Here is a 12,890-nt window from a genome sequence, read left to right as displayed (position 1 = left end):
TCATCGGATGGGCGCGCGGGCCGGGCGTCGTTCAGGCGCTGATCCGGTGATCGGCGAACACCGGCTCTTCCCGGGACGCCACCAGCCGCAACCCTTCGGCCGGCTCGCCGGCCTGTTCGCCGCTGAGCCGGAAGCCGGCCACCAGGGCGCTGAGGCGCTCGGCCTGCAGGCGCATGTCTTCGGCGGCGCGGTTGGTTTGCTCCACCACGGTGGCGTTGTCCTGGGTCATTTGATCGAGCTCCGCGACCGCCGTATTGACCTGGCCGATGCCAGTGCTCTGCTCGCGGGCACCGGCACTGATTTCACCAATCACCTTGGTAACCCGCTCAATGCCGCTGACGATTTCCTCCATGGTGCGGCCGGTGCTGGTGACCAGGGTGGCGCCGGATTCGCTGCTCGCCACCGAGTTGTCGACCAGCTCGCGGATGTCCCGGGAGGCGTCCGCGGAGCGCCCGGCCAGGGTGCGCACTTCCTGGGCCACCACCGCGAAACCCCGGCCATGCTCGCCGGCACGGGCCGCTTCCACCGAGGCGTTCAGCGCCAGAATATTGGTCTGGAAAGCGATGCCATCGATCAGCGTGATGATCTCCTTGATCTGCGCCGAGGAGGCGCTGATGCGCGCCATGGTGCTTTCCACGTCGCGCATGGCGGCGTGGCCACGGCGCGCCACCTCCACGGTGGAAAGCGCCAGCTCGTTGGCTTCGCGGGTGGCGTCGGAGGTGTGGCCCACGGTGGTGGTGATCTGCTCCATGGACGCGGAGGTCTCTTGCAGATTAGCGGCGGTCTGCTCGGTGCGCGAGGCCAGATCCTGGCTGCTGCGGGCAATCTCGCCGGAGGCGGTGCTGACCGTCACGGTGCTGCTCTTGACCTGCTGCAGGGTGTCGTCGATGCGGCTGATAAAGCCGTTGAACTGCCGGGCGAGATCGCCGATTTCGTCGTTGCGCGGGCTGTCGATGCGGGCGGTCAGGTCGCCGTCGCCGTCGGTGATTTCGCGGATACGCCGGGTGATCTGGCGGATCGCCTTGGACATCAGGTGCGGGCCGATCAAGGCAATGGCCACGGCGATCAGGCCAACAATGGCGGCGAACGCGGTCACCGCGATGCGCTGGGCGCGCACCTGGGCGGCGGTGCTGGCCTGCAGCTCATCGGCGGCCACTTCCAGGGCATTGCCGGCCTCCTCGTAGACCTGGCGCAGGGCCAGAAAGGTGTCGTTGGATTCACCACCGATCTGATCCATCGCCTCGGTGACCTGCACCGCGTCGTAGAGGCTGAAGGTGCGCTGCGAGGCTTCCTGCCAGGCGGCGAACAGGGCCGGGAATTCCGCCAGCGGCGCCAGCACGTCGGGGTAGCCTTTCATCAGGTCGGCGAAGCGCTCCAGGCGCTCACGGGCCTGTCCGGCGTTCTCTTTATAGTCCGCCAGGGACGCTTCCGCCTCGGGCATGCCGGGCACGCCTCGCAGGTAGTCGGTTTCCGCCAGGCGCGCCTGATAGAGGTCACGGTCGCCGTTAAGGATCACCCGGGTGGCCTGATTAAAGGTGTCACTGAAGTCGTCCATGCGTTGCTGCACGGTATTGACCAACACCACGTTGGCCACCACCACCAGCCCCAGAGACAACGCCACGCCGATAAAGGCAATCGCGTACTTCACATTGATTCGATTCAGTTTCCGCAACACATTCCGCACTCTCAGCCACTCCCGGTCGACGCATAGGAAGGGGCAAAGACGCCCCTAAAAGGATTCGGCGAGGTTATCGGCCAGGGCCAGGGGATCTTGAGCCTGGCGGGCCCCGTTCAATGGCCCTGGACTTTCATCGCGCCCCGGCTTCGGTTAGTTTAGGAAACCTCGCCCGCCCCGGTTCCCGGGGCCTCCATTGCATTCAGGCAAACGCTTTTTATGTCTCAATACATCTTCACCATGGATAAGGTGGGCAAGGTTGTCCCGCCCAAGAAACAGATTCTCAAGGACATCTCGTTGTCCTTCTTCCCGGGCGCCAAAATCGGCGTGCTGGGCCTCAACGGTTCCGGTAAATCCACCCTGCTGCGCATCATGGCCGGGGTCGATAAGGATTACCTGGGCGAGGCGCGGCCTCAGCCGGGCATCAATATCGGCTACCTGCCCCAGGAACCGGAACTGGACCCGGACAAAAACGTGCGCGAGATCGTCGAAGAGGCACTCGCCGAGATCCGCAACGCCCAGACCCGCCTGGAAGAGGTGTACGCCGCCTACGCCGAGGAAGGCGCCGATTTCGACAAGCTGGCCGAGGAACAGGGCCGGCTGGAAGCGATCATCGAGACCGCCGACGCCCACAACATGGAGCGTAAGCTGGACATCGCCGCCGATGCCCTGCGGCTGCCGCCCTGGGACGCCGCGGTGAAAACCCTGTCCGGCGGTGAACGGCGCCGGGTGGCGCTGTGCCGGCTGGTGATGAGCGCCCCGGACATGCTGCTGCTGGATGAGCCCACCAACCACCTGGACGCGGAATCGGTGGCCTGGCTTGAGCGCTTCCTGCACGAATTCCCCGGCACCGTGGTGGCGGTGACCCACGACCGCTACTTCCTGGACAACTCCTGCGAGTGGATTCTGGAACTGGACCGGGGCGAGGGCATTCCCTGGAAGGGCAATTACTCCTCCTGGCTGGAACAGAAAGAGCAACGCCTGGAGCAGGAAGCCAAATCCGAGAGCGCCCACCGCAAAACCGTGGAAAAAGAACTGGAATGGGTCCGCCAGAACCCCAAGGGCCGGCGCGCCAAGAACAAGGCCCGGGTCAGCGCCTTCGAGGAACTGGCCAGCCAGGAATTCCAGAAGCGCAACGAGACCCAGGAGCTGTACATTCCGCCGGGCGAGCGCCTCGGCGAGAAGGTGTTCGAGATCAACGGCGTCGCCAAGCATTTCGACGACAAGCTGCTCTATGAAGACCTGAGCTTCACGGTGCCACGCGGCGCCATCGTCGGCATCATCGGCCCCAACGGCGCCGGTAAGACTACTCTGTTCCGCATGCTGGCCGGCGAAGAGACCCCGGATTCCGGCAACATCGACACCGGCGACACCGTACAACTCGCCTACGTGGACCAGAGCCGCGAAGACCTGGACGGCAAAAAGACCGTTTGGGAAGAAGTGTCCGACGGCAACGACATTCTCAAGATCGGCAACTACGAAGTGCCCAGCCGCGCTTATTTGGGCCGCTTCAACTTCAAGGGCGGCGACCAGCAGAAGCGGGTCGGCGATCTTTCCGGCGGCGAGCGCAACCGGCTGCACCTGGCCAAGCTGCTCAAGCAGGGCGCCAACGTACTGCTGCTCGATGAGCCCACCAACGACCTGGACGTGGAAACCCTGCGGGCCCTGGAAGAAGCGCTGCTGGCCTTCCCCGGCTGCGCCATCGTGATCTCCCACGACCGCTGGTTCCTGGACCGCGTCGCCACCCACATTCTGGCGTTCGAAGGCGACGCCCAGGTGGAATGGTTCGAGGGCTCCTACACCGAGTTCGAGGAGTACCGTCGCAAACAGCTTGGTGATGACGCCCTGCAGCCCAAGCGCATGAAGTACAAGCGCATCGAGGTCTGAAACCTTCAGCCCGGCCCCCCCCTCTCCCCAACCCCTCTCCCGCGAGGGGAGAGGGGCTTTAAAGCAGGCGTTTCAGACAGGTCCCCTCTCCCCTGGCGGGAGAGGGACAGGGAGAGGGGGCCGCCAACCCGCGAGGGATCATGACCGAGCCGGATCTGGAGAGCAGCGACTTCATCGAGCGCCTGCGCGCGGGCGATCGGGGTGCGTTCGCGCGGCTGGTGCGGGCCCATCACAACCGCCTGCTGGCCGTCGCCCGTACTCTGGTGAATCCGGCGGACGCGGAAGAGGCGGTGCAGGAGGCCTGGATTGCCGCGCACCGTGCCCTGCCCCGATTCGAGGGCCGCAGCGCTCTGCTCACCTGGCTCACCCGCATCGTCATCAACCAGGCTCGCATGCAGTTGCGCCGGTCCGGCCGGGAAGTGCTGTTCGACCCTCAGGAGAGCGAGGGCGACGACGCCCTGGCGCACCGTTTCAACCGCTTCGGCCATTGGCGGCAGCCGCCGCTGAACTGGGAGATGGCCGGCCCGGACGCCCTGCTCACCCGCGACGAACTGCAGCACTGCCTGGAGAAGAACCTGGCGGCGATGCCCGACAACCAGCGCCTGGTGCTGCAGCTGCGCGACATTCAAGGCATGGATTTCGACGCCATCTGTAACAGTCTGGACGTCAGTGCATCCAATGTGCGCGTACTGCTGCACCGGGCCCGTGCGCGCATTTTTCAACTGGTGGACCACTTTCAGGAGACCGGCGAATGCTGAGCTGCAAGCACCTGGTCGACAACGCCGACCGGCTGATCGACGGCGCCGAGCTGCGCCCCGGGCAGCGCTTTGCCTTGCGCGCCCACCTGATGATCTGCCGCCACTGCCGCCGCTACCTGCGCCAGTTGCGCGCACTCACCGCCCACCTGAACCGCCGCGCCCCACCCCCAGCGGACGACGCCCAAACCCACAGCGTTCTACAGCGCCTCGACCCTGACCAGTCGCCCCCCTGAAAACTGAACACTGAAAACTCAATCCTCCCCCAAGACTTTGGTCGCCCCCACCAACCTTGGACCTGATACCACAATCGTCCTATTCTGAAGGCCTGATTGCCCTTTCGCGCCCACCCCTTCGCGAGGTATCGATGATGGCGTCCCCGTCCCGGTTTACCGCCGGGCAGCACGACAGCCAGCAGCCGCAGGCGGACCCGACGCCGTGCTACGACTATCTGGAATACGGCTCCGACCCGGCCCGCGACCCGGTGATCGGCGAACACGCCATGGCCGCCGAGACGGCGGTGGCGATCAGCTATAACGGCCTCAACCACGCGGTGATGATGGCCACCCCCGAGCACCTGGAAGACTTCATTACCGGCTTCACGCTGACCAGCGGGCTGATCGACAATGCCGGCGCGATCCACGACATTGAGCTGGAAATCGGCGAAGAAGCGGTGCGCGCGGAGGTGACCCTGAGCAGCCGTGCGTTCGCCGCGTTCAAACAGCAGCGCCGGGGGCAGGCCGGCAGCGGCGGCTGCGGCCTGTGCGGGGTGGAAGCCCTGGACCAGGCGCTGCCAGCGCTGCCACGGCGCGCGCCGGCGCGGTTGCCGCCCGGCGCCGATCTGGGCGGGCTGCGCGAGCGCTTCGCGGCCACTCAGACCCTGGCCCGCCACAGCGGCGCCATGCACGCCGCCCTCTATGTGGATGGCCGTGGCGAGACCCGCCTGTGCCGCGAGGACATCGGCCGCCATAATGCCCTGGATAAACTGATCGGCGCCTGCCTGCGCGCCGGCCTGGACCCGGCCGACGGCTTTCTGGCGATCACCAGCCGCTGCGGCCTGGAGCTGATCCACAAAACCGTGAGAGCGGGCGCCGGCACCCTGGTCAGCCTGTCGTCGCCGTCGTCGCTGAGCGTGCGCCACGCGCGCCGCTGCGGCCTGAACCTGATTCACCAACCCCGTCATGGCGGGCCGCGGCTGTACAGCCCGGCGCCGTGCCGCGATCACGGAGCATCCTGATGAGCGATCCTCATTCCCCCGCCGACCGTCTGCGCTTCAAGCCTTATAAGGGCCCGGCCGCCGGTTGGGGCGCCCTGCGCGCGGTCACCGACCATTGGTTCGAGAGCAAGCAGCCGTTCAAGAACCTCTACGCGATGGTGAAAACCAACAAGAGCAACGGCTTTGATTGCCCGGGCTGCGCCTGGGGCGAGTCGCCCGAGGGCGGCATCATCAAGTTCTGCGAAAACGGCGCCAAGGCGGTCAACTGGGAAGCCACCAGCCGCCGGGTGGACGCCGCCTTCTTCGACCAATACAGCGTCGCGGACCTGCTCAAGCAGGACGACTACTGGCTGGAATTCCAGGGCCGGCTCACCGAGCCTATGGTCTACGACCGCGCCAGCGACCATTACAAACCGATTGCCTGGGACGACGCCTTCGCGCTGATCGCCCGCCACCTGAACACTCTGGACAGCCCCCACCAGGCCAGCTTCTATACCTCCGGGCGGGCCAGCAATGAAGTAGCCTATCTGTACCAATTGTTCGTGCGCGCCTTCGGCACCAACAATTTTCCGGATTGCTCGAACATGTGCCACGAAGCCTCCGGCGTGGCGCTGGGCGAAAGCATCGGCACCGGCAAGGGCACCGTCACTTTCGCCGATTTCGCCAAGGCCGACGCCCTGTTTCTGTTCGGCCAGAACCCGGGGACCAACCACCCGCGCATGCTGGAGCCGATCCGCGACGCGGTGAAACGCGGCGCCCAGGTGGCGGTGTTCAACCCGCTCAAGGAACGCGGGCTGGAACGCTTTCAAGCGCCGCAGGACCCGCTGGAAATGCTCACCCAAAGCGCCTCGCCGCTGAACACCGCCTACTTCCGGCCGAGTCTGGGCGGCGACATGGCGGCGGTGCGCGGCATGGTGAAATGGCTGCTGCACTGGGACCGCGAAGCGCTGGCCGGCAACGGCGCGCCGGTGTTCGATCACGCCTTTATCGCCGAGCACACCGACGGCATGGACGACTACCTGGCGGAGGTGGACGCCACCGGCTGGGAACAGATCGAGGCGCAATCGGGCATGACCCGCCAGGTGCTGGAACAGGCGGCGCGCATTCACCGCGACAGCAAGCGGGTGATCATCTGCTGGGCCATGGGCATCACCCAGCACAAGCATTCGGTGGCCACCATTCAGGAAATCGCCAATTTACAGTTATTGCGCGGCCAATTCGGCGAGGGCGCCGGCCTGTGCCCGGTGCGCGGCCATTCCAACGTTCAGGGCGACCGCACCGTGGGCATCGCCGACGAGCCGCCAGCGGCGTTGCTCGATGCCCTGGAAAAACGCTTCGGCTTCGCGCCGCCGCGCGCGCCCGGCTACAACGTCATTACCACCCTGCAGGCGATGGTGGCGAAGAAAATCAACGTGTTCATCGCCCTGGGCGGCAACTTCGCCCAGGCCACCCCGGACACGCCGCGCACCCATGAGGCGCTGCGCAGTTGCGAACTGACCGTGCAGATCAGCACCAAGCTCAACCGCAGCCATTTGATAGGCGGTACCGAGGCGCTGATCCTGCCGTGCCTGGGCCGCACCGACATCGACGAGCAGGCCGGCGGCCCGCAAGGGGTAACGGTGGAGGATTCGTTCTCCATGGTGCATTTGTCCCACGGCCAGCTTCGGCCGTTGTCCGCCGAGATGCGTTCGGAGCCGGCGATCATCGCCGGCATCGCCGAGGCCACCCTGGGCAAGACCCCGGTGGACTGGAGCGCTTTGGTGGAAAACTATGACCGCATTCGTGAGCTGATCCAGGACACCATCCCCGGCTTCGAGAATTTCAACGAGCGGCTCAAACACCCGGGCGGTTTTTATCTCGGCAACCCGGCGCGGGAACGGCAATGGCGCACCGCCTCCGGGCGCGCGCGGCTGGCCGCCAACCCGTTGCCGGAAAGTCTGGTGGACGCGCAAACCCTGGCCGGCGGCGCGCAACCGGAGCTGGTGCTGCAAACGCTGCGCTCCCACGACCAGTACAACACCACCATCTATGGCCTGAACGACCGCTACCGGGGCGTGCACAATGGCCGCAAGGTGCTGTTCGCCAACCGCGCCGACATCGACCGGCTGGGCTTCCAGCCCGGCGACAAGATCGACCTGATCTCGCTGTGGCGCGACGGCGTGGAGCGGCGAGTGCGCGACTTCACCCTGCTCGACTACGACGTGCCCGCCGGCCAGGCCGCCGCCTACTATCCAGAGACCAATCCACTGGTGCCGATGGACAGCTACGGCGACGGCAGCTTCACGCCGACCTCCAAATTCATCGCCATCCGTCTGGAGAAAAGCAGCGCGCCGGCACGCATCGCCTGAACCGGCCGCGCGCCATTGACGCGCCGATGTAACAAAGCACGCTACCCTGCATCCATGCACTGGTATCTTGCCACGGGTGGTGTCAGCGCTGGCGCTGTCTCCTACGGAACCTCTGAATAAGGATGGGCGGAATGCAGGCCAGGAAGTTTTTGCTGTTGGCGGTCATCGTTGCACTGATCGCCGCGTTCTTTGTGTTCGATCTGGGCCACTATCTCAGCCTGGATTACCTCAAGGCACAGCGTGGCGCCTTCCAGGCGCTCACCGCCGATCATCCGGCCGCGGTGCTGGGCGGCTTCTTCGCGCTGTACGTGCTGGTGACCGCCTTGAGCCTGCCCGGTGCCGCGATCATGACCCTGGCCGGCGGCGCCTTGTTCGGCTTCTGGGTCGCTCTGCTGCTGATTTCCTTTGCCTCCAGCATTGGCGCCACCCTCGCCTTCCTGGCCTCGCGCTTTGTGTTTCGCGACGCGGTGCAACAGCGCTTCGCCGAGCGGCTGAAGAAAATCAACGCGGGCGTGGAAAAAGACGGCGCTTTTTATCTGTTCAGCCTGCGCCTGATTCCAGTGGTACCGTTTTTTGTCATCAATCTGGTGATGGGGCTCACGCCCCTGAAAACACGCACCTTTTATTGGGTGAGCCAACTCGGCATGCTCGCCGGCACCGCCGTGTACGTGAACGCGGGCACCCAGATCGGGCAGCTGGACAGCCTCTCCGGATTGCTCTCGCCGGGGTTGATCGGCGCCTTCGTGTTGCTGGGCATTTTCCCCTGGGTCGCCAAACTGGTGATGGGCGTGCTGCAGCGGCGCAAGGTCTACAAGGGCCATCAAAAGCCCAAACACTTTGACCGCAATCTGGTGGTGATCGGCGCCGGCTCCGCCGGCTTGGTAAGCGCCTACATCGCCGCCACCGTGAAAGCAAAAGTAACGCTGATCGAAAAGGAAAAGATGGGCGGCGATTGCCTGAACACCGGCTGCGTGCCCTCCAAGGCACTGATCAAAAGCGCCAAGATCGCGCACCTGGAGCACAGCGCCGGCCGCTACGGCTTTGATTCGGTCACACCGACCTTTCGCTTCGCCGAGATCATGGCACGCATTCATAAGGTGATCGAAAAGATCGAGCCCCATGATTCGGTGCAACGTTACACCGAGCTGGGCGTGGATTGCGTCCAGGGCAGCGCGCGCATCACCTCGCCGTGGCAGGTGACGGTGGACACCGCCGAGGGCGAGAAAACCCTCACCACCCGCAATATCGTGATCGCCTCGGGAGCGCGCCCACTGGTTCCGCCGATTCCGGGCATCGAGCAGATCGACATCCTCACCTCGGAGAACCTCTGGCAACTGCAAAGCCAGCCACGGCGGCTGATCGTGCTGGGCGGCGGCCCGATTGGCTGCGAGCTGGCGCAAAGCTTCGCCCGGCTTGGCAGTCAGGTCACCCAGGTTGAAATGCTGCCCCGGCTGATGCCCCGCGAAGATCCGGAGGCGGCGGCGCTGGTGACCGAGGCGCTGGAAAGGGACGGCGTGCGCGTGCTGACCGACCACGAAGCCGCCCGATTCGCCGTGGAAGAAGGCGAAAAGGTGCTGTACGCGCAACACCACGACGAGACCCTGCGGCTGCCCTTCGACGCCGTTCTGGTGGCGGTGGGGCGGCGCGCCAATACCGATGGGCTGGGGTTGGAAGCACTGGGCATCGAGGTGCGGAAAAACGGTACCGTGGCGGTCAATGATCTGCTGCAGACGCGCTTTCCCAACATCTATGCCTGCGGCGATGTGGCCGGCCCCTACCAGTTCACCCATGTGGCGGCGCACCAGGCCTGGTACGCCGCGGTGAACGCCCTGTTCGGGCGCTTAAAGAGCTTCAAGGTGGATTACCGGGTGATTCCCTGGGCCACCTTTACCGATCCTGAAGTGGCGCGGGTCGGCCTCAACGAGGAACAGGCCCGCGAGCAGGGCATTGAGGTCGAAATCACCCGCTACGGCATCGACGACCTGGATCGGGCCATCGCCGACGGCAGCGACCGGGGCTTCGTTAAGGTGCTGACCGCCAAGGGCAAGGATAAGATACTGGGCGTCACTATTGTCGGCGAATCCGCCTCGGATCTGATCGCCGAATTCGTGTTGGCGATGAAGCATGGTCTGGGGTTGAACAAAATTCTCGGCACCATTCATATCTACCCGACCCTGGCGGAGGCCAACAAATACGCCGCCGGGGAATGGAAGAAGGCGCACAAACCGGAAGCGCTGCTGCGCTGGGTGGAGCGTTTCCACGCCTGGCAGCGCTGAAACGGCCAGCATCACCACAAAGGACGGCTATGTTAAAAACACTGACATTCGCGCTATTACTGCTCAGTTCGGTGGCCCAGGCGTTCGACCACGGCGCCTGGAACCAATTGCTTAAAGCCCACGTGCAATGGCAGCGCGGCGGCGTGGCTTCGACGGTGGATTATCCCGGCCTGCGCGCCGACCGCGAAAAACTCGACGGCTACCTGGGGCGCCTCTCGGCGGTGGACCAGGCCCACTTCAATGCCTTCGACGAGGCCGAACAACTGGCGTTCCTGATCAACGCCTACAACGCTTTTACCGTGAAGCTGATTCTCGATCAGGACACCCTGCCCGACTCGATCCGCGACATCGGCTCGGTGTTTTCCGGCCCCTGGAGCCAGCGCTTTTTCACCCTGCTGGGCAAGGAGCGCACGCTGGACGAAGTGGAGCACGACCTGATCCGCGGCAACCCGGCGCTGATGGACCCGCGCATTCACTTCGCGGTCAACTGCGCGTCGCTGGGCTGCCCGGCGCTGCGCCCGGAGGCCTACCAGGGCGAACGGCTGGACAGTCAGCTCACCGACAGCACGCGGCGTTTTCTTTCTGATCGCAGCCGCAATTATTTCGATGCGGAGCAACAGGCCCTGCGGGTGTCACGGATTTTTGAGTGGTACAACGAGGATTTCGTCGACGCCGCCGGCAGCCTGTCGGCGTTTCTGGCCCGCTACGCTGACGCCCTGGCGCTGCCCGAGGCGGCTCGCCGCGCTCTTGACCAGGGCGATCTTAAAATCCGCTTCGAATTGTACGACTGGTCTTTGAATCGCCTTGAGGAGTCTTGATGAACACCGAACAGCGGCTGCGCCAAATCACCCTGTCGATTCGCTCGTTGCCTTTGTGGGCACGGCTGTGGATCGTGCTGGTGGTGGTGCCGGTCAACGCCGCCGGCTTTTTCATGCTGCACACCGTCAGTGGCTGGGTGATCGCCATCGCCGCCCTGTTCGTGCTCACCAGCAACGCCGCCCTGCTCTGGCACCGTGCCGGCATGAGTCGGCTGCTGTCGATCCCGCAGCTGATCGCCTGGGTGCCCCTGCTGATGTTGCTGGTCAGCCGGCTGGTGGGCGGCTGGGGGCCCGACGAAATCGAACCCGGCGAATGGGCGCTGGCGGTACTGGCGGTGATGGTCACCGCCGTGACGTTGTTTTTTGATGTGGTCGAATCCTGGCGCTGGTGGCAGGGCGAGCGGTTCGCCAACCGCTGATCGGTTACCGCCTTCACCGAGCCGACCGTGATCCCGGAGACGCCCCGGGCGCGGGCACGGCCAGCCGGCAATCCCTCGACCTCGCCCGCGCTGAATCCTGAATCCTGTATCCCGAACCGCGCTACCCGATCTGCACCTGATCCTCGCTGTAGCGGACCTTGCCGCGATGCGGGCGGGCCAGAGAAAACGCCAGCGCCAGCGGCCCGATGCGGCCGGCGAACATCAGCACCATCAGCACCGCCTGGCCGGGCATGGACAAGTCGGCGGTGATACCGCGGCTCAACCCCACCGTGCCAAACGCGGAAAACCCCTCGAACAGCAAGTCCATGGGGCGCATCTGCGGCTGCAGGATCACCAGCAGAAAGCAGGCGAGCATCACCAGCAACAGGCTCAACACCACCACCGTGTAGGCCCGGAATACCGCGCCCATGGCCACCGCCCGGCGAAACGCCACCGGCTGCGCGGCGCCTTTGAGAAACGTCCGGGTGGCCAGAATCACCACCATGAAGGTGCTCACCTTGATCCCCGAGGCGGTGGAGTTGCTGCCGCCGCCGATAAACATCAGGAACATCGTCAATAAGGTGGAGGGCGCGCTGAGGCCAGCCACATCAATGGTGTTGAAGCCGGCGGTGCGCGGCGTCACCGCGGCGAACCAGGCCGCCCAGGGGCGGTCGGCCGGCGCCAGCGCCGCCAGGGTGTCGGCGTTATGCCACTCAAACAGCATGATCAGCCCCCAGGCGCCCAACGCCAGGATCACCGTGCCGGACAGAGTCAATTTGCTGTGCAGGCTGAGCCGGGCAAAGCCGCGCCGGCGCCACAGATCCATCAACACGGTGAAGCCCAGCCCGCCAATGATCAGCAACGCGGTGATCACCAGGTTGACCACCGGGCTGCCCGCCCAGCGCGTCAGGCTGTCCGGCAACAGCCCGAAGCCGGCGTTATTGAACGCCGACACCGAGTGAAACAGGCTGAACCACAGCCCTCGCCCCCAGCCCAGTTGCGGCACCCAGACCGTGGCCAGCGCGCACGCGCCCAGTGCTTCCAACACGAACGCCAGCATCGCCACGTGGCGTACCATCACCAGAATGTCTCCCGGGGCGGTTTGGTCGAGCGCTTCGCGCACCAGCTTTTGCCCGCGCAAGCCGAGCTGGCCGCCCAGGGCGATCACTGACAGCCCGGCGAAGGTCATTAGCCCCAACCCGCCGAGCTGGATCAGCCCCATCACCACAGCTTGCCCGAACAGCGTCATGTGGCTGCCCAGATCGACCACCGACAGGCCGGTCACGGTGACCGCCGAGCAGGCCGTGAACAGCGCTTGCCAATAGCTCAAGCCGCGGTGGCTGGCGACCGGCAGCCACAACAGCAGCGAGCCGAGCAGAATCAGCAGCAGAAAGCTCACCGCCAGCACCAGCGGTGGGCTGGCCTGGCGGACCTGGGTGAGGCTCAGGGTATCATCGAGCCGCCGTTTGAGATGGGGGAGCCAGACTCTCATTGGC

The 12,890-nt window shown here is 65.1% G+C and carries 10 protein-coding genes; 8 read left to right on the top strand and 2 right to left on the bottom strand.

Going from position 1 to position 12,890, the window contains the following annotated elements; genetic code table 11:
- Window positions 1-31: 31 nt before the first annotated feature.
- Window positions 32-1,648 carry a methyl-accepting chemotaxis protein gene (locus CGS25_RS10605; protein WP_232802359.1) on the bottom strand — a complete coding sequence of 539 codons (1,617 nt, stop codon included), beginning with the start codon at window positions 1,646-1,648 and terminating at the stop codon, window positions 32-34.
- A gap of 246 nt (window positions 1,649-1,894) precedes the next feature.
- Between CGS25_RS10605 and ettA the strand changes: the two genes are divergently transcribed.
- The 8 genes from ettA (at window position 1,895) to CGS25_RS10565 (ending at window position 11,394) form a co-directional block, all read left to right on the top strand.
- Window positions 1,895-3,562, top strand: coding sequence for an energy-dependent translational throttle protein EttA (gene ettA, locus CGS25_RS10600; protein ID WP_089033468.1), 1,668 nt, complete (start codon window positions 1,895-1,897; stop codon window positions 3,560-3,562).
- Between the two features lie 140 nt (window positions 3,563-3,702).
- Window positions 3,703-4,320 (top strand): RNA polymerase sigma factor, encoded by a 618-nt coding sequence (locus CGS25_RS10595; protein WP_101675428.1) that lies wholly within the window; start codon window positions 3,703-3,705, stop codon window positions 4,318-4,320.
- Window positions 4,314-4,553, top strand: a complete 240-nt coding sequence (locus tag CGS25_RS10590; RefSeq protein ID WP_089033470.1) for a cupin domain-containing protein — start codon at window positions 4,314-4,316, stop codon at window positions 4,551-4,553. The genes CGS25_RS10595 and CGS25_RS10590 overlap by 7 nt, the downstream gene beginning before the upstream one ends.
- Window positions 4,554-4,684: 131 nt before the next feature.
- The gene (fdhD, locus tag CGS25_RS10585; protein ID WP_232802358.1) at window positions 4,685-5,554 is read left to right on the top strand and encodes a formate dehydrogenase accessory sulfurtransferase FdhD; all 870 of its coding nucleotides are present in this window, start codon (window positions 4,685-4,687) and stop codon (window positions 5,552-5,554) included.
- Window positions 5,554-7,881: an FdhF/YdeP family oxidoreductase gene (locus CGS25_RS10580; protein WP_101675427.1), complete on the top strand. Its 2,328-nt coding sequence runs from the start codon at window positions 5,554-5,556 to the stop codon at window positions 7,879-7,881. Before fdhD ends, CGS25_RS10580 begins: the two co-directional genes overlap by 1 nt.
- 131 nt (window positions 7,882-8,012) lie before the next feature.
- Window positions 8,013-10,157: a dihydrolipoyl dehydrogenase gene (lpdA, locus tag CGS25_RS10575; RefSeq protein ID WP_101675426.1), complete on the top strand. Its 2,145-nt coding sequence runs from the start codon at window positions 8,013-8,015 to the stop codon at window positions 10,155-10,157.
- Window positions 10,158-10,186: 29 nt separating this feature from the next.
- Entirely contained in the window at window positions 10,187-10,975 is a 789-nt protein-coding gene (locus CGS25_RS10570; protein WP_101675425.1) for a DUF547 domain-containing protein, read from the top strand.
- Complete coding sequence (locus CGS25_RS10565; protein ID WP_089033474.1) at window positions 10,975-11,394, top strand: hypothetical protein; 420 nt, start codon at window positions 10,975-10,977, stop codon at window positions 11,392-11,394. The genes CGS25_RS10570 and CGS25_RS10565 overlap by 1 nt, the downstream gene beginning before the upstream one ends.
- 121 nt (window positions 11,395-11,515) lie before the next feature.
- Here the strand turns inward: CGS25_RS10565 and CGS25_RS10560 are convergent, their stop codons facing one another.
- Window positions 11,516-12,886, bottom strand: a complete 1,371-nt coding sequence (locus CGS25_RS10560; RefSeq protein WP_101675424.1) for a TrkH family potassium uptake protein — start codon at window positions 12,884-12,886, stop codon at window positions 11,516-11,518.
- Window positions 12,887-12,890: the final 4 nt, after the last annotated feature.

This window comes from Alloalcanivorax mobilis, from assembly GCF_002864685.1.
Lineage (GTDB): Bacteria > Pseudomonadota > Gammaproteobacteria > Pseudomonadales > Alcanivoracaceae > Alloalcanivorax > Alloalcanivorax mobilis.
The sequence above is the reverse complement of the archived record's forward strand: the minus strand, read 5'-3'. Positions and strand labels throughout refer to the sequence as shown.